At 73.0% G+C, this 17521-nt stretch carries 14 protein-coding genes; 2 read left to right on the forward strand and 12 right to left on the reverse strand.

What is annotated here, in order from left to right:
* Window positions 1-89: 89 nt before the first annotated feature.
* The 10 genes from ACI2L3_RS01915 to hrcA form a co-directional block, all read right to left on the reverse strand.
* Window positions 90-1280: a macrolide family glycosyltransferase gene (locus ACI2L3_RS01915; protein WP_404750339.1), complete on the reverse strand. Its 1191-nt coding sequence runs from the start codon at window positions 1278-1280 to the stop codon at window positions 90-92.
* Between the two features lie 157 nt (window positions 1281-1437).
* Window positions 1438-2439: an adenosine deaminase gene (locus tag ACI2L3_RS01920; RefSeq protein WP_404750340.1), complete on the reverse strand. Its 1002-nt coding sequence runs from the start codon at window positions 2437-2439 to the stop codon at window positions 1438-1440.
* Between the two features lie 29 nt (window positions 2440-2468).
* A complete protein-coding gene (locus ACI2L3_RS01925) occupies window positions 2469-3374 on the reverse strand; it encodes a ribonuclease Z (protein WP_404750341.1) in 906 nt (301 codons plus the stop codon).
* Window positions 3375-3389: 15 nt separating this feature from the next.
* Window positions 3390-3743, reverse strand: coding sequence for a histidine triad nucleotide-binding protein (locus tag ACI2L3_RS01930; RefSeq protein WP_404750342.1), 354 nt, complete (start codon window positions 3741-3743; stop codon window positions 3390-3392).
* A 74-nt stretch (window positions 3744-3817) separates the two neighbouring features.
* The gene (locus ACI2L3_RS01935; protein ID WP_404750343.1) at window positions 3818-7060 is read right to left on the reverse strand and encodes a S41 family peptidase; all 3243 of its coding nucleotides are present in this window, start codon (window positions 7058-7060) and stop codon (window positions 3818-3820) included.
* 46 nt (window positions 7061-7106) lie between these two features.
* Window positions 7107-7718, reverse strand: a complete 612-nt coding sequence (locus ACI2L3_RS01940) for a hypothetical protein (RefSeq protein WP_404750344.1) — start codon at window positions 7716-7718, stop codon at window positions 7107-7109.
* 96 nt (window positions 7719-7814) lie between these two features.
* Window positions 7815-8555 (reverse strand): 16S rRNA (uracil(1498)-N(3))-methyltransferase, encoded by a 741-nt coding sequence (locus ACI2L3_RS01945; protein WP_404750345.1) that lies wholly within the window; start codon window positions 8553-8555, stop codon window positions 7815-7817.
* The gene (locus tag ACI2L3_RS01950; protein WP_404750346.1) at window positions 8552-9625 is read right to left on the reverse strand and encodes a nitronate monooxygenase; all 1074 of its coding nucleotides are present in this window, start codon (window positions 9623-9625) and stop codon (window positions 8552-8554) included. The genes ACI2L3_RS01945 and ACI2L3_RS01950 overlap by 4 nt, the downstream gene beginning before the upstream one ends.
* 231 nt (window positions 9626-9856) lie before the next feature.
* Window positions 9857-10996, reverse strand: a complete 1140-nt coding sequence (dnaJ, locus tag ACI2L3_RS01955; RefSeq protein ID WP_362995713.1) for a molecular chaperone DnaJ — start codon at window positions 10994-10996, stop codon at window positions 9857-9859.
* Window positions 10997-12013, reverse strand: coding sequence for a heat-inducible transcriptional repressor HrcA (gene hrcA / locus ACI2L3_RS01960; RefSeq protein WP_362995715.1), 1017 nt, complete (start codon window positions 12011-12013; stop codon window positions 10997-10999).
* Between the two features lie 155 nt (window positions 12014-12168).
* Here hrcA and ACI2L3_RS01965 point away from each other — a divergent pair, with 155 nt between their 5' ends.
* Together ACI2L3_RS01965 and ACI2L3_RS01970 are read left to right on the forward strand one after the other, a co-directional pair.
* Window positions 12169-12903 (forward strand): MBL fold metallo-hydrolase, encoded by a 735-nt coding sequence (locus ACI2L3_RS01965; protein ID WP_404750690.1) that lies wholly within the window; start codon window positions 12169-12171, stop codon window positions 12901-12903.
* Window positions 12904-12938: 35 nt separating this feature from the next.
* Complete coding sequence (locus ACI2L3_RS01970) at window positions 12939-13757, forward strand: DUF3097 domain-containing protein (RefSeq protein WP_404750347.1); 819 nt, start codon at window positions 12939-12941, stop codon at window positions 13755-13757.
* 287 nt (window positions 13758-14044) lie between these two features.
* Here ACI2L3_RS01970 and hemW read toward each other — a convergent pair whose 3' ends face one another.
* The gene (gene hemW, locus ACI2L3_RS01975; RefSeq protein WP_404750348.1) at window positions 14045-15277 is read right to left on the reverse strand and encodes a radical SAM family heme chaperone HemW; all 1233 of its coding nucleotides are present in this window, start codon (window positions 15275-15277) and stop codon (window positions 14045-14047) included.
* A gap of 97 nt (window positions 15278-15374) precedes the next feature.
* The gene (locus ACI2L3_RS01980) at window positions 15375-17333 is read right to left on the reverse strand and encodes a SpoIIE family protein phosphatase (RefSeq protein WP_404750349.1); all 1959 of its coding nucleotides are present in this window, start codon (window positions 17331-17333) and stop codon (window positions 15375-15377) included.
* Window positions 17334-17521: the final 188 nt, after the last annotated feature.

Here is a 17521-nt window from a genome sequence, read left to right on the forward strand (position 1 = left end):
CGAGGCAGTGACATATGCGGCTCCGCCGCGCGGGCGCGACCAGCCACGACGGACCCGCAGCATCAGATCCGCCGCCTACCAGCGGAGCGCTAGAGATCCGCCTCGATCAGGTCGGCCGCCCGCGCGGCACCCCCCTCGGCGCGGACCTCTTCCCGCAACTCCGCGCACCTGCGCGCGACTTCGGGGTCGGAGGTCAGCTCCAGCAGCGCGGCTCGCAGCGCTCCAGCGGTCGCCTCCGACGTGTCCAGGCGCCGCGCGACACCGATCTCCACGAGCCGGTCCGCGTTCATCGGCTGCTCCGCCCCCTGCGGAACAGCGATCATCGGCACCCCGCAGTGGAGCCCTTCCCCGCTGCTCCCCATCCCCGCATGGGTGACGAACGCGTCGGCCTGCTCCAGGACGGCCAACTGCGGTACCCAGGAACGGACTTCGACGTTGCCGGGAACGTCACCGCCCAGCTCCGCGGGGTCCACGTGCTTGCCGATCTGGAGGACGACATGCCACCCCGGCAGGTCCCCGAACGCGGCCACGCACTGCCGGTAGAACTCCGGCTGCACGGTGTACGCCGAGCCGAGCGAGACCAGGAGCACCTTCTCCGCGCCCGCGGGCCGCGTCCAGCTCTCCCGCTCGGCGCGGTCGCCGAGGCAGGGCCCGACGAAGTCGATCCGCCCGGGGTCGACGGTGTCGGCGTGCGGCTGCATGGCGCGCGGGATCGTGGCGATGCCCCGCGGCGGCACTCCGGAGAACTCGGCGACGTCCAGCGTGGTGGCCCCGCACCCGGCGAGCCACTCCTTGAAGCGGGCCTCCAGGACGTCGGCGCCGGGGAGCCGGGCGAGGTGGGCGCCGACCTCCTCCTGGTAGCTGCCCCAGGCCACGAAGGTCGGCGACAGCTGCACGAGCGGCCGCCCCTGCGCCTCGGCGAGCGCACGGGCGACGTACGCGCCTATGTCGTACAGGTACAGGTCGGCGGGGTCGTCGTCGTACGCCGCGTGGAGCTGCGGGAGCACCGCCATCGCGTCGTCGAGGAAGAGCGAGCTCGCCTCGATCGGGTCGTCGGGCCAGATGTTGTCGCGGTGCGGGAGCGTCGACTCGTAGGCGACAAGCTCGGCGCCGGTGGGCTCGATGAGGCCCGCGGCGGCCGGGTCGTTGGCGTACGTCACGCGGTGGCCGCGGGCCACCAGCTCACGGATGATCTCCAGGCCCGGCAGCACGTGGCTGACCATCGGGACGCCGATCATGGCGATGTGGGCAGGGCGACGGGAGAGTCGTCGGGGTGACATGGGATTCCTTCGCGTACGGAGAACTGCGGATCGGACGGGGACACGGCGGCCCTCCGCCTCGGCCCCTCAGGGGGCGGGCGGAGGGCCGGAAGGGCCGTGTCAGCCGTAGATCTGCGCGATGGAGTCCATGCCGATGACCGTAGCCCGGCGCCGGCGGTCAGTCGAACGAATAAGCCTCGACCTCGGCGAGGTACCGCGCGCGCAGCGCCTCGTCCGCCGCGTCGCGGTCCAGGAAGGCCGCCTCGAAGGAGTTCCGCGCGAGCGTGCGCAACCGCTCCTGGTCGAGTCCGAGCGCCTCGCGCACGGCGTGGAAGGTGTCGTCGACGTACCCGCCGAAGTAGGCGGGGTCGTCGGAGTTGACCGTGCACATCAGCCCGGCGTCCAGCATCCGCGGCAGCGGGTGGTCCTCCAGGACGTCGATGGCGCGCAGCCGGACGTTGGAGAGCGGGCAGAGCGTGAGCGGCACGCGGTCGCGGACCAGGCGCTCCACGAGCTGCGGGTCCTCCATGCAGCGCAGCCCGTGGTCGACGCGCTCGACGCGCAGCACGTCGAGGGCCTCCGTGATGTACGCGGGCGGGCCCTCCTCGCCCGCGTGGGCGACGAGCCGCAGTCCGCGGGCGGCGGCGGCCTCGTACACCTCCTTGAACTTGGCCGGCGGGTGGCCGACCTCGGCCGAGTCGAGGCCGATGCCGATGATCCGGTCGAGGTGGGGCTCGGCGGCCGTCAGGGTCTCGAGGGCGGAGTCGGCGGGCTGGTCGCGCAGGAAGCACATGATGAGCCGCGTGGAGACGCCGTGCCGCTCCTCGCTGCGGTCCAGGGCGCGGGACAGGCCTTCGATGACGGTGCCGATGGGGACGCCGCGCGCCGTGTGCGCCTGCGGGTCGAAGAAGATCTCCGCGTGCCGGACGCCCTGTTCGGCGGCGCGGGCGAGGTAGGCGTCCGCGAGCTCCTCGAAGTCGGCCTCGGTGCGCAGGACGGCCATGAGGCTGTAGTAGAGGTCCAGGAACGACTGGAGGTCGTCGAAGAGGTAGGCCTTGCGGAGCTCTTCGGTGTCGGCGTAGGGCAGTTCGACGCCGTTGCGCGCGGCGAGGGCGAAGGCGAGCTCGGGTTCGAGGGTGCCTTCGATGTGGAGGTGGAGTTCGGCCTTGGGGATCGGCATGGTGCGGTCTCGCTCAGTTCGGGGGTGGTTCAGGTTCGTTTGGGGAGGGGTACGCGCAGCAGGTCGCGGGCGATGGTGAGTTCGCCTTCGTACCCGGCGGCGCGGGCCTGCTGTTCATAGACGTTCGGGTCGGGGTAGCGCTGGCTGAAGTGGGTCAGGACGAGGTGGCGCACGCCCGCCTCGACCGCCACCCGCGCCGCCTGCCCCGCGGTCAGATGGCCGTGGTCGGTGGCCAGCATCTCGTCCTCGTCGAGGAACGTCGACTCGATGACGAGCATGTCGCAGCCCTCCGCGAGCGCGTGCACGCCGTCGCAGAGGCGGGTGTCCATCACGAAGGCGAACCGCTGCCCGCGCCGCACCTCGCTGACCTCGTCGAGGGTCACACCGCCGAGGCTGCCCTCCTTCTGCAGCCGCCCGACGTCGGGCCCCTTGATGCCGCGCTCGGCGAGCAGCGCGGGCAGCATCCGGCGCCCGTCGGGCTCGGTGAGGCGGTAGCCGTACGACTCGACGGGGTGGGAGAGCTTGATCGCGTCGAGGGTGTACGAGGGGGTGACGGCCAGCGGCCCGTCGGCGGCGACCGGCTCCTCGCCGAGCTGCACCGTCTCGCGGTAGGCCGTCGCGTACCGCAGGCGGTCGAAGAAGCGCTGCCCCGACGCCGGGTAGTGGGCGGTGACGGGATGCGGGACCCGGTCGAGGTTGATGCGCTGGATGACCCCGGCGAGGCCGAGGGAGTGGTCGCCGTGGAAGTGCGTGACGCAGATCCGGTGCAGGTCGTGGGCGGCGACCCCGGCGCGCAGCATTTGCCGCTGCGTGCCCTCGCCGGGGTCGAACATGATGCCCTGGCCGTCCCAGAGCAGGACGTAGCCGTTGTGGTTGCGGTGCCGGGTGGGAACTTGGCTGGCGGTGCCGAGCACCACCAGTTCACGTACGGACAAGGAGCGGGGCCCCCGTTATCCGGGAGGCCACTGGAGGCCTCGGCCGCCCAGGACGTGCGCGTGCGTGTGGAAGACGGTCTGGCCCGCGCCCGCCCCGGTGTTGAAGACGATGCGGTAGCTCTCCGCCTTCTCCTGCGCGGCGACCTCGCCCGCCTCGCGCAGGACGTCCGCGGCCATCTGCGGCTCGGCTGCGGCGAGCGAGGCGGCGTCCGGGTAGTGCGCCTTGGGGATCACCAGGACGTGGGTGGGCGCCTGCGGGTTGATGTCGCGGAAGGCCACGGTCGTCTCGGTCTCCCGGACGACGGTCGCGGGCACCTCACCCGCGACGATCTTGCAGAACAAGCAGTCGTCTTGCGCTTCGCCCGCCATGGGCCGCCTCCTGGAACGGAATGATCAGTACGTTCGGCATGCTATCGGCCACCTGCCCGGGGACCGGGGCAAGGTCATTCCCCGCCGGGCAGCGGCGGCGGGGTCTTCGCCGGGTTCTCCGCCAGCGCGGCCAGCGCGATGCGGACCGCCTCGTCCAACTGCGGGTCGCGGCCCGCGACATGGTCGTCCGGGGCGGTGACGACCTCCACGTCCGGGTCGACGCCGTGGTTCTCGACGCCCCACTCGTGGCCCTCCAGCCAGAACGCGTACTTCGGCTGTGTCACCAGCGTCCCGTCGACCAGGTGGTAGCGGCTGTCGATGCCGACGACGCCGCCCCACGTGCGCGTGCCCACCACGGGGCCGATGCCGAGCGCCCTGATCGCGGCGTTGACGATGTCCCCGTCCGAGCCGGAGAACTCGTTGGCGACGGCGACGACGGGGCCGCGCGGCGCGTCCATGGGGTAGCTGAACGGGCGGGACCCGCGGGGCAGGTCCCAGCCGACGACCCGGCGCGCCAGCTTCTCCACGACGAGCTGCGAGGTGTGCCCGCCGCGGTTCTCCCGCACGTCCACGACCAGGCCCTCACGGGTGACCTCGACGCGCAGGTCACGGTGGATCTGCGCCCAGCCGGGCGCCTGCATGTCGGGCACGTGGAGGTAGCCGAGCCGGCCGCCCGAGCGCTCGTGGACGTACGCCCGCCGGTCGGTGACCCAGGCGTGGTAGCGCAGCGGCTCCTCGTCGTCGACGGGGATCACCACGGCGTGCCGCGGGTCGCCGCCGCCGGACGGCGAGACGGTCAGCTCGACCGGCTTGCCCGCGGTGCCGACGAGCAGCGGTCCGGGGCCCGCGACCGGGTCGACGGGCCGGCCGTTGATCTCGATGAGCGCGTCACCGGGGCGGGCCGCGACGCCGGGCGCGGCGAGCGGGGAGCGGGCGGCCGGGTCGGAGGTCTCGGACGGCAGGATCCGGTCGATGCGCCACAGGCCGTCCTCGCCGCGCGAGAGGTCGGCGCCGAGGAGCCCCTGCCGGGGCGTGCCGCCCGAGCCGCCCGGGACGACGTACGCGTGGGAGGTGCCGAGCTCGCCGTGGACCTCCCACAGCAGGTCGACGAGGTCGTCGTGGGTGGCGAGGCGGGCGAGGACGGGGCGGTAGCGGTCCAGTACGGCGTCCCAGTCGACGCCGCCCATGTCGGGCCGCCAGAAGTTGTCCCGCATGAGGCGGCCCGTCTCCTCGTACATCTGGCGCCACTCGGCGGCCGGGTCGACGGTGTGGCGGACCCGGGACAGGTCGACGGTGATGTTCGAGTCGCTGTCCTCGTCGCCGGAGGCACGGCGGTCGCTGGGCACCACCTTCAGCTTGCCGTCGGTCCACAGCAGGACCCGCTTGCCGTCACCGGTGACCGCGAAGTGGTCGGCGTCCGCGGCCAGTTCCTCGACGCGGTGCTGTGCGAGGTCGTACCGCTCCAGCTCCGTCTTGGGGTCCGGGTCCCGCGGGGTGGCGCGGGAGGCGCCGAGCACGCCGCGCACCGGGTGGCGCAGCCAGAGCAGGCCGTCCTTGGCGGCCCGCAGCGTGGTGTAGCGGGCGGCCTCGACGGGGAACGGCACGATGCGGTCGGCGAGCCCGTCGAAGTCGATGCGGGTGACGGGGGCGCCCTCGCTGTCGGGTGTCTCGGTGCCGTCCTGCGCCTCGAAGGGCCTGCCGTGCCGCTGCGGCCCGAAGGGGGACGGCGTGGTCGCGGCGAGCGTGAGCAGGTGCGGGCGGGAGCCGCCGACGAAGGCGAGGTCGAAGACGTGCTCGTCGTAGACCGGGTCGAAGGCGCGCGCGGAGAGGAACGCGAGGTGCTTGCCGTCGAGGGTGAACGCGGGCGCGTAGTCGCGGAAGCGCAGCGGGGTCGCCTCGGCGACCGACAGGTCCGCGGTGTTGGCGAGCTTCAGCTGCCGCAGCGGGCTCGGGCCGGGGTGCGACCAGGCGAGCCAGGACGAGTCGGGCGAGAAGACGAGCCCGGTGACCTCGCCGTCCTCGCTGCGGTCGACCTCGCGGACCTCGCCGCTCTCCCGCTCGACGAGCAGCACCCGGCCGTCGTGCGAGGCGACGGCGGCCCGGGAGCCGTCCGGCGCCATGGCGAGCCCGAGGACCCGGCCGAGCTGTCCGGCGGCGAGCCTGCGCGGGGTGGTGCCGGGGGCGGGGCCGGTGGCCGGCGCGAATTCGAGCGCCTCGTCGCCCTCCGCGTCCGTCACCCACACCACGTGCTCCTCGCCCTGGACGCGGAAGGTGCGGGGCAGCCTGGCGCGCACCCCGTGCTCGGCGGCGAGCGCGCGGGCGGGGCCCTCGCGGTGCGTGACCCAGTGCACGGAGCCGCGCACGGAGACGGCGCTGCCGCGTCCGGTGTGGTCGGGCGCGGCGGCCCCGAACCAGCGGGCGGCGGAGACGGGGTGCGGCTGCAGGTCGGTGCGCTGCCCGCCGAGACGGAGGCCGACGCGGCGCGGCTCGGCGTCCGACAGGTCGTCCAGGACCCAGAGTTCGCCGGCGGACATGTAGATGACGCGGGCGCCGTCGGTGGCGGCGTGCCGTGCGTAGAAGCCGCCTTCGAGCGGGGTGTGGCGGCGCAGGTCGGAGCCGTCGGGCAGCGAGGAGTAGAGCGCCCCCACACCTTCGTGGTCGGAGAGGAAGGCGATGCGGTCGCCGACCCAGAGCGGGTACTCGATGTTCCCGTCGAGCTCTTCGTGTACGCGTACGAAGGGGTCACCGCTGTCACCGCTGTCCGCGTCGCTGCCCTCGGCGGGCCGCCGGATCCACAGCTTGCCCGCCGTACCGCCCCGGTACCGCTTCCACCAGGCGGCCTCGCGGCCCATCGGGGCGGAGAGCAGCAGGACCTGCCCGTCGGGGCCGTGCGCGACGTCGCCGACGATGCCGTACGGCAGGGTGGCCGCAGGCCCGCCGTCGAGCGGCACGGCCCGCGCCCAGCTGCGCCGCAGCGAGGCCTGCCCGGCCGCGCTGACCGCGAGGACCCGCCCGTCGGGGGTCCAGCCGCGCACGGAGGTCTTCCCGCTCCCCCAGTACGTAAGGCGCTTGGACGGCCCGCCGTCGAGGGGCGCGATGTGCACCTCGGGGGCCCCGTCGCGGGTGGAGGTCCAGGCGACGGTCGTGCCGTCCGGAGAGATCCGGGGGTGGTTCACGGGCATGTTGTCGGCGCTGACCCGCCAGGCGCGGCCCCCGTCGAGGGGCGCGACCCAGACGTCGTCCTCAGCCGTGCAGGTGATCAACTCGCCGTGGATGTGCGGGAACCGGAGATACGCGGACTGCGCTGCCTCTGTCACACCGACCAGCCTAGGCAGCCTCCCGGCGGGCCGACAGGGGTATGGATCACTTGCCGGGGACGCAGTTGCAGGTCGGACGGGGCGGCGGGTCCGGGGTGACGGTCACGGTGACGGTGGTGGTGGGCGCGGGGTCGGGCGGGTCGTGGGAGGGCGGCGGCTGGTGGGAGTCGGGCGGATCGGAGGGTTGGTCGGAGGGCTGCTCGGAAGGCTGACCGCCCCCATCCCCATCCCCTTCGCCGTCGCCCGCCTCGCAGTTGCCCAGCACGTCGACGCGGAACCACTGCTTGCCGTCGACCTCGGCGGTGAGGTCGCCGCGTACGCAGCCGCCGTCGACGACGGAGCGCACCTTGCCCTTGATGGTGATGTCCTTGCCGTCGTCGGTCTCGCCCTGGCAGTCCACGTTGACCACCGCGTCCGCCGACGCGGACCTGCCGCGCGGGGTGACCCTGTCGTCGAAGCCGGCGGTGCAGCTGAGCCACGCCACGTCGGCCTTCTGCCGCTCCAGCTCCTTGGTGCCCATCTCGTCGGTGGTGAGCGCGACCGCGGAGGTGTTCAGCTCTCCGTCCACGGGGTCGCACGCGGTGACCCCCAGCGCGGCGGCACCGGCGAGCCCGACGGCGTACAGAATCGTCGGACGCCGCTTCCGCTTGCCCAGCACTCGATCACGTAACCGTCTCAATGCCCCCATAGGCGGCAGAGTGCCACCGCGCACGCCGGTGCGGTAGACCGCTTGCGGCCATCTGTCCAGCCGCGGTCAGGACCAGCGCCCCGTGCGCCCCAGCAGCAGCGCCGTCGCCGCGGTCCCGGCGGTCGACGTGCGCAGCACGCTGCGCCCCAGCCGGTACGGCCGCGCGCCCGCCTCGGCGAACGCCGTCAGCTCGGCCGGGGAGACGCCGCCCTCGGGCCCGACCACCAGCACGATGTGCCCGGCCGCCGGGAGCTCCGCGGTGGCCAGCGGCTCGCTGCCCTCCTCGTGGAGGACGGCCGCGAAGTCGGCGTCCGCGAGGAGCGCCGCGACCTGCTTGGTCGACGCGGCGTCGGCGATCTCGGGGAAGCGGACCCGCCGCGACTGCTTGCCCGCCTCGCGCGCGGTGGCCCGCCACTTGGCGAGGGCCTTGAGGCCGCGGTCGCCCTTCCACTGCGTGATGCAGCGCGCGGCGGTCCACGGCACGACGGCGTCGACGCCGGTCTCCGTCATGGTCTCGACGGCGAGTTCACCGCGGTCGCCCTTGGGCAGCGCCTGTACGACGGTGATCCGCGGCGACTCCGCGGGCTCCTCGGCCACGGCCCCCAACGTCACGACGAGCCGGTCCTTGCCCTCGGTGTCGAGGACCACGCACTGCGCCCACCGTCCGGCGCCGTCGGTCAGGACGACGTCCTCACCGGCGTGCAGCCGCTTCACGGAGACGGCGTGCCGTCCTTCGGGCCCGTCCAGTACGTACCGTCCGTCGGCGCCCGCGGTGAAGTCATCGACGACGAACACGGGGGCGGTCACGCGGCGCCCTCCGACGTCAACGAGGCCTTGGCCTCGGCGAGTTCGGCGGCCAGGACCTCCACGAGCTGCCCGGCGGGCAGCTCCCGGGCGAGCCGGTGGCCCTGCCCGGCCCAGAGCGCCATGGCCTGCGCGTCACCGGCCTTCGCCGCGGCCTTGCGCAGACCGCTGGTGAGGTGGTGGACCTGGGGGTAGGCGGCGGGGGCGTACGGCCCGTGCTCGCGCATGAAGCGGTTGACGAGGCCGCGGGCGGGCCGCCCGGAGAACGCCCGGGTCAGCTCCGTCCGTACGAACAGCGGGTTGGTCATGGCCTGCTTGTGCAGGGGGTTGGCGCCCGACTCGGGGGTGACGAGGAACGCCGTGCCGAGCTGCGCCGCGTCCGCGCCCGCCGCGAGCACCGCGGCGATCTGCGCGCCGCGCATCAGGCCGCCGGCCGCGACGATCGGGATCTGCACGGTCTCGCGGACCTGGGTGATGAGGGAGAGCAGCCCGATCCCGCAGCCGTCCGTCTCGGGGTTGTCCTTGTGCGTGCCCTGGTGTCCTCCCGCCTCGACGCCCTGCACGCACACGGCGTCGGCGCCGGCCCACTGGGCGGCCTGGGCCTCCTCCGCCGTGGTGACGGTGACGACGGTCACGGTGCCGACGCGCGCGAAGGCGTCCAGGACGTCGCGGGTGGGGCAGCCGAAGGTGAAGGAGACGACCGGCACCGGGTCGTCGAGGAGGATCGCGAGCTTGGCGTCGTACCCGTCGTCACGCCCGCTGTCCGGGTCGCCGAGCTCCGTCTCGTACCAGGTGGCCTCGCCGGCGAGCTGGCTGCGGTAGACCTCGACGGCCGCGGCGTCCGCGGTGTCGGGCTGCGGCATGAAGAGGTTGACGCCGAAGGGCCGCGAGGTCAGCCCCCGCAGCTGTTTGATCTCCTGGTACATCCCGTCGGCCGTCTTGTACCCGGCGGCGAGGAACCCGAGCCCGCCCGCCTCGGCGACGGCCGCGGCCAGCTGCGGCCCCGAGGCGCCGCCCGCCATGGGGGCCTGCACGATCGGACAGCGACGGAGATCGGTCAGCACGGAGGACATGCACGCATCGTGCCACGCTCTCTGAGCCGCACCGAATCGCACCCCGCACCCGGCGTACGCGCCCCCGTCTGCCCACGGCGCCCCGCCGGCGGCTACCGGCCGTCTCGGGTTGCTCGCGCAGTTCCCCGCGCCCCTGAAGGGGCGCGGGACGGTTGTTTTTAGGGGCGCGGGGAACTGCGCGACCAGCCCCCACGACCCGCAGACGACGAACAACGCGCACCGCTCCAGGCGCTACCGCCCGTTGAACGCATCCTTGAGGCGGGAGAACAACCCCTGCTGCCCCGGCTGAAACTGCCCCGTGGGCCGCTCCTCCCCGCGCAGCTGGGCCAGCTCCCGCAGCAGCCGCTCCTGCTCGGGGTCGAGCTTCGTCGGCGTGAGGACCTCGACGTGGACGATGAGGTCGCCGCGCCCGCCGCCGCGCAGGTGCGTGATGCCGCGCCCGTGCAGCGGGACGGACTGCCCCGACTGCGTGCCGGGCCGGATGTCGATCTCCTCGAGGCCGTCCAGCGTCTCCAGCGGCACCTTCGTGCCGAGCGACGCCGCCGTCATCGGGATCGTCACCGTGCAGTGCAGGTCGTCGCCGCGCCGCTGGAAGACGGCGTGCGGCAGCTCGTGGATCTCGACGTAGAGGTCACCGGCGGGACCGCCGCCGGGCCCGACCTCGCCCTCGCCCGCGAGCTGGATCCGGGTTCCGTTGTCGACACCGGCGGGAATCTTCACGGTCAGCGTCCGGCGCGACCGGATGCGGCCGTCACCGGCGCACTCCGGGCACGGCGTCGGCACGACGGTGCCGAAGCCCTGACACTGCGGGCACGGCCGCGAGGTCATGACCTGCCCGAGGAAGGACCGCGTGACCTGGGACACCTCACCGCGACCGCGGCACATGTCACACGTCTGCGCCGACGTCCCCGGCGCGGCACCTTCACCACTACAGGTCGTACACACCACAGCGGTGTCGACCTGGATGTCCTTGGTGGTCCCGAAGGCGGCCTCTTCGAGGTCGATCTCGAGCCGGATCATGGCGTCCTGGCCGCGGCGCGTGCGCGACCGGGGGCCGCGCTGCGACGCCGTCCCGAAGAACGCGTCCATGATGTCGGAGAAGTTGCCGAAGCCACCGGCGCCGAAGCCGCCCGCGCCTCCGCCGCCGCCCGCCTGGGAGAGCGGGTCTCCGCCGAGGTCGTAGACCTGCTTCTTCTGCGGGTCCGACAACACCTCGTACGCGGCGTTGATCTCCTTGAAGCGCTCCTGAGTCTTCGGGTCCGGATTCACATCCGGGTGAAGCTCACGAGCCAGCCTCCGGAAGGCCTTCTTGATCTCGTCCTGGGAAGCGTCGCGGCGCACGCCGAGTACGGCGTAGTAGTCCGTGGCCACTTACGACTCCGCCAGGATCTGTCCGACGTAACGTGCCACTGCGCGTACTGCTCCCATCGTTCCCGGATAGTCCATGCGGGTCGGTCCGACCACGCCGAGCTTGGCGACTGCCTCGCTTCCCGAACCGTAGCCGACCGAGACCACGGACGTGGAGCTGAGCCCCTCATGGGCGTTCTCGTGACCGATCCGTACGGCCATGCCCGAATCCTGCACCTCACCAAGCAACTTGAGGAGCACGACCTGCTCCTCGAGGGCTTCGAGAACGGGCCGGATGGTGAGGGGAAAGTCATGTCCGAATCGGGTGAGATTGGCGGTGCCGCCGATCATCAGCCGTTCTTCGGTCTCCTCCACGAGCGTTTCGAGGAGGGTGGAGAGGACGGTCGCGACGGTGCCGCGGTCCTCGGTCTCGAAGGCCTCGGGCAGGTCCTGCACCAACTGTGGCACATCCGCGAACCGCCGCCCCGCGACCCGGCTGTTCAGCCGGGCCCGCAGATCCGCGAGCGCGCTCTCGCCGAACGGCGCCGGGCAGTCGATCATGCGCTGCTCGACGCGTCCCGTGTCGGTGATCAGTACGAGCATGAGCCGGGCCGGAGCCAGCGAGAGCAGCTCCACGTGCCGCACCGTCGACCTGGTGAGCGACGGGTACTGCACGACGGCGACCTGCCGGGTCAGCTGCGCGAGCAGCCGCACCGTACGCCCCACGACATCGTCGAGGTCCACGGCACCGTCGAGGAAGTTCTGGATGGCCCGCCGCTCGGGAGCGGTCATCGGCTTGACGCCGGCGAGCTTGTCGACGAAGAGGCGGTAACCCTTGTCGGTCGGGATGCGCCCCGCGCTGGTGTGCGGCTGGGCGATGAACCCTTCCTCCTCCAGCGCCGCCATGTCGTTGCGGACGGTGGCCGGGGAGACCCCCAGACGGTGCCGCTCGGTGAGCGCCTTGGAGCCGACGGGCTCCTCCGTCCCCACATAGTCATGGACGATGGCGCGCAGCACTTCGAGCCTGCGTTCATTGAGCATCGCGCACACCTCCAGCTGTCTCCGTGAGCCCCGACTGGCACTCACCGCGGGCGAGTGCCAGCCTTTCAAAGGGTCAGTGTACGGCCGTCGGGTACGGGCCGGGCAAGACAGCGGCTGCCGAACACCGCGCGTGCGGATAGCGTCACCGTATGAACGTGACGCCGGCATGGGAAGCGGTGGGCTGGGAGCGGCTCGCGCCGCGCGTGGGGCGGTGCCGTCTGCCCGTCTGGGACTGCACGGCGGGGCTCGTCGTCGGGGACGACGCGGCCCTCATGGTCGACTCCGGTTCGAGCCTGGCCGAGGGCGCGGCCCTGCGGACCCGGGCCCAGCGCATCCTCGGCGGCGGCCGCAGAGTGACCCACCTCGCACTCACCCACCCCCACTTCGACCACGTCTTCGGGGCGGCCGCCTTCTCCGGTGTGGAGGTGTACGGGGCGGTGGGCATCGACACGGTCTTCGCCAAGGGCCGCGAAGAGCTGCGTGCGGACGCGGTACGCCACGGCCTGGACCCGGACGCGGCGGCGGAGGCGGCCGACCTCCTGGTCCACCCGCACCACCTGGTGTGCGGGGAGTGGACGCTCGACCTGGGCGGCGTCCAGGTGCTGCTCGCCAACATCGGCCCCGGCCACTCGGGCCACGACCTCGCGGTCCTCGTGCCCGGCACCGACGGCGGCCCGGAGATCGTGTTCTGCGGCGACCTCGTCGAGGAGTCGGGCGAACCGCAGGCGGGCCCGGACGCGGTACCGGCCCGCTGGCCGGCCGCGCTGGACCGCCTCCTGGAGCTGGGCGGCGAGGACGCGCTGTACGTCCCCGGCCACGGCGCGACGGTCAATGCGGCATTTGTCCACGCCCAACGCGCCACACTGGCAGCCCGCCACGGCGTGTCGTAACCCCAACGGGCGCCGCTCTTCCTATCGTCAGCAGAATGCGCCAGTACTCCGCCGACCTCACGCCCCCGTGGAAGAAGCCGAAGCCCGTACCCGAGGTGGCGGCGGACGCCGGCCTCGTGGTCGAGGAGCTGAGCACCGGGTTCTGCGGGGCGGTGATCCGCTGCGAGAAGACGGCGCAGGGTCCGACGGTGACGCTGGAGGACCGCTTCGGCAAGCACCGCGTGTTCCCGATGGAACCCCGCGGCTTCCTCCTGGAAGGCCGCCCGGTGACCCTGGTCCGCCCCACCCAGGCCTCTGCTCCCGTACGTCCCTCCCGCACCGCCTCCGGTTCGGTGGCCGTCCCCGGGGCGCGGGCCCGGGTCGCCCGGGCGGGACGCATCTACGTAGAGGGCCGGCACGACGCCGAACTGGTCGAGCGTGTCTGGGGTGACGACCTCCGCATCGAGGGCGTCGTCGTCGAGTACCTGGAGGGCATCGACGACCTCCCCTCGATCGTCGCCGAGTTCGCCCCCGGTCCCGACGCGCGCCTGGGCGTCCTCGTGGACCACCTGGTCCCCGGCTCCAAGGAGTCCCGCATCGCGGCGGAGGTCACCAGCGCGCACGCCCTCGTCGTCGGCCACCCCTACATCGACGTCTGGGAGGCGGTGAAGCCCTCCTCGGTCGGCATCCCCGGCTGGCCCCGCGTCCCCCGCGGCCAGGACTGGAAGACGGGCGTCTGCCGGGCGCTCGGCTGGCCCGAGAACACGGGGGCGGCCTGGCAGCGCATCCTGAACTCGGTCCACTCCTACAAGGACCTGGAGCCCCCGCTCCTGGGCCGAGTAGAAGAACTGATCGACTTCGTCACACTCCCCTGAGCGCCCCCGCGCCGCCCATCGGGGTAGGAGCACCGAGCCCGCCGCTTCGCGGCGGACGCATCCCACCCACCCGCCCGTTCGCCCCGCGACGCCCAGTGGGAGTAGGAGCGAGTCGCCCCACCGGGGCGCAGGCGCACACGCGCCCGAGGGGGTGTGGGGGTATGTGCGAACGGAGCACCGAGCACACTCTGGCGCCTTTGGACTTGAGGCGCGACGCAGGGATAGCGAGTACGCACATACCCCCGCGCCCCCGCCCCACAACCGAAGAACAGGCGCAGACCCCAGCCCTAATCCACCAGGTCCCGCACCACCGCATCAGCCAACAACCGCCCCCGAAGAGTAAGCACAGCCCGCCCCTCCTCATAGGGGGCGACCTCGAGCAGCCCTTCGTCCCGTGCACGCGCGGACGCCGCGAGCCCGGCCGACCGCAGCAGCGACAACGGACACCCCTCCCGCAACCTCAGCTCCAACAGAATCCGCTCCACCCGCCGATCCTCGGCAGAGAGCACCTCCCGCCCGGCCCCGGGCGACCCACCCCCCGCCAGCGCCCCCGCATACGCCCCGGGATGCTTGACGTTCCACCACCGCACGCCCCCCACGTGGCTGTGCGCGCCGGGCCCGGCGCCCCACCAGTCGGCGCCCCGCCAGTACAGCTCGTTGTGGAGGCACCGCCCGGCCTCGGACGTGGCCCAGTTGGACACCTCGTACCAGTCGAAGCCCGCACTTCCCAGCACCTCGTCGGCGATGAGGTACCGGTCCGCGTGCACGTCGTCGTCGGTCATCGGCACCTCCCCGCGCCGGATCCGCCGCGCGAGCTGCGTGCCCTCCTCGACGATCAGCGCGTAGGCGCTGACGTGGTCGGGCCCGGCGCCGATCGCCGCGTCGAGGGTGGCCCGCCAGTCGTCGTCGGTCTCGCCCGGCGTGCCGTAGATCAGGTCCAGGTTCACGTGGTCGAACCCCGCCGCCCGCGCCTCGGCGACGCACGCCTCGGGCCGCCCGGGCGTATGCGTACGGTCGAGCACCTTCAGGACGTGCTGCTTGGCGCTCTGCATGCCGAAGGAGACCCGGTTGAACCCGCCCTCCCGCAGCTCGCTCAGATACGCCGCGTCGACGGACTCCGGATTGGCCTCGGTCGTGATCTCGGCGTCGTCCGCGAGCCCGAACTCGTCCCGCACGGCGCCCAGCATCCGCACGAGATCCCCGGCGGCGAGCAGTGTCGGCGTACCGCCTCCGACGAATACGGTCCGTACGGGCCGCGGGTCGTCCCCGAGGACCTTCCTGGCGAGCCGTACCTCGTCGGCGAGGGTGTCCGCGTAGTTGTCCCGGGAGGCGAGCACGCCACCGGAGCCGCGCAGCTCGGTGGCGGTGTACGTGTTGAAGTCGCAGTAGCCGCAGCGCGTGGCGCAGTACGGGACGTGCAGGTAGAAGCCGAGCGGGCGGGAGGCCGCGCCGTCCAGGGCGGACGCGGGCAGCGCCCCGTCCTCGGGCATGGGCTCACCATCGGGCAGTGCGGAAGGCATACCTACCAGTGTCCCGCACCCTGGCACTCACCCTGCTCACCCTGCTCACCCCAGCCACCCACCCCTCACCCCACCCGCCCCTCACACCGCCCACCCCTCACCCCGCCCGCAACACCAGCAACGCCAGATCATCATCCGGCGGCCGCTCGGAGAACTCGTGCACGAGTCGTCGGATCCGCTCCGCCACGAGCGCCGCGTCGAGCCCCGCGCAGCCGGCCAGCGCCTTCGCGAGTCCGTCGCCGTCGTCGAACTGGTGGCGTCCCGCGCGGCGCTCGGTCACGCCGTCCGTGACGCACAGCAGCGTCTCGCCGGTGCGCAGCTCGAAGGTCTCGCTGGTGTAGGTCTCGTCGTCGACGACACCCAGCAGCACCTGCGGGGTGGCCGCCTCCCGCACCTCCCCCTCCGGGGAGAGGAGGAGCGGCAGCGGATGCCCGGCGCACGCGATGGTGCAGCGCACGCCCCCTTCGTACGGGACGAGCTCGCCGTACAGGAGGGAGAGGAAGCGGGAGGTGGGGCCGTCGGGCGGCACGCCCTGGCCGCCGGCGACCGCGACGACGGCGGCCGCCGCGTCCGCCGCCTCGGTCGCGTCGTCGAGGAGCAGCTGGTTGAGGCGGTCCATGACCTCCGCGACCTGGTACCCCTCGCGGGCGAGGAGCCGCAGCCAGGGCCGGGCCAGGCCGATGACGACGGCCGCCTCCGGCCCCTTGCCCTGGACGTCGCCGAGCGCGAAGCACCAGCGGCCCTCGCCCGCCTGGAACACGTCGTAGAAGTCGCCGCCGGGGCCGCCCTTGTCCCGCGGCTCGTAGACGAGGCCGCTCTCCACGCCGGGGATCTGCGCGACCGTGCTGGGGAGCAGCCCGCGCTGGAGGACCTGGCTGATGTTGGCCTGGCGCTGGTAGCGGCGGGCGGTGCTGATCGCCAGCGCGACCCGGCGGCTGAAGTCCTCGACGAGCCCTGTGACCTCGTCGGGGAACCGGACGAGACCGGCCCGGCCGATGACGAGCGTGCCCAGCGCGCGCCCGCCCGCGGTCAGCCGGTACGCCAGTGCCGCGCCGGATCCGCTCGACCCGACGACCCCGACGGACGTCCCGGACACCCCGCCGGCCAGCGCCTCGCCGGGCCAGGGGACGGGGAAGGCGCCCGATCCTGCGACTTCGGGCAGCCGGGGCGGCTCCTTCTCCAGGACGCGGCGCAGCTCCTCTATGCGGTGCTCGCTGGTGTGCCACACGCGGGCGAGGCGCGCCCCCGGCGCTCCCATGCCGCCGCGTGAGGACGCTTCCGAGGCGTCCTCCAGCCACACGGCGCACCAGTCGGCGAGGCGCGGCACGAGCAGCTGTCCGGCGAGGGCGGCGACCAGGTCCTCGTCGAACTGTCCGGCCAGCAGGTCGGACGCCTCGGCGAGGAAGGTGAGGGCGCCCCTGTTGACCCATTCCGTGTCGTGCGAGGTCCGCTTGGGCAGCGGCGCGAGGATCTCCGCGGCGCGCAGGCCGCGTTGCAGCGCCTGGCCGTGCGCGTACGTCTCGGTGTCCTGGGCGGCCTGGACGCCTTCGAAGGGCAGCCGGGCCCAGACCGTCTTGGTGCCCGTGCGGTAGGTGATGCCCCACGACTCGGAGAGGGTCGCGACGAGTTGCAGGCCACGGCCGTACTCCGGGGTGCCGCAGGACGGTGGCGGGCCCGGCTCGCTGCGGACGGAGCGGGAGGGGTGGTGGTCGGAGACCTCGATGACGAGGGCCTCGTCCGTGCTCTCCTCGGGCAGCGCCTCGTCGAGCCGGCACATCAGCTCGACGGCGGTGCCCGCGTGCACGACGGCGTTGGTCACCAGTTCGCTGACGAGCAGCACGGAGTCGTCGGCCAGCCGGTCGGTGATTCCCGCGGCGGCGGGCACGCCGAGCTCGGTCCAGTCGGCGAGCGCCGCACGCACGAACCTGCGCGCGGCGGCGGGCGCCAGCGGGTTTCCGGGCAGTGATGTGCGCACCACCGCCGGCGGCCCGGGGAGGTCCGGGTCCGTGGCGGAGGCACGGAAATGGTTCTTCCGTTGCATCGGAATGGACCCCACGGTGCGGCTCCTGAGCAGTTCGGGCAAATGCGCCTCAGGCGACACCGACAGAGTGACAGACTGGCTACGCCCATAAGCGCCGAGTCACTGAAGTGGGCCGTTATGAGTGAGAACAGTGCTATGCCTGCGCTCGGTCGGGACCTGGTCACGGTCCCCGCGCAGAAGTCCGACGCCGGCACGGAATCGGT

Source organism: Streptomyces sp. NPDC029674 (genome assembly GCF_044903205.1).
In the GTDB taxonomy this organism is placed as follows: domain Bacteria; phylum Actinomycetota; class Actinomycetes; order Streptomycetales; family Streptomycetaceae; genus Streptomyces.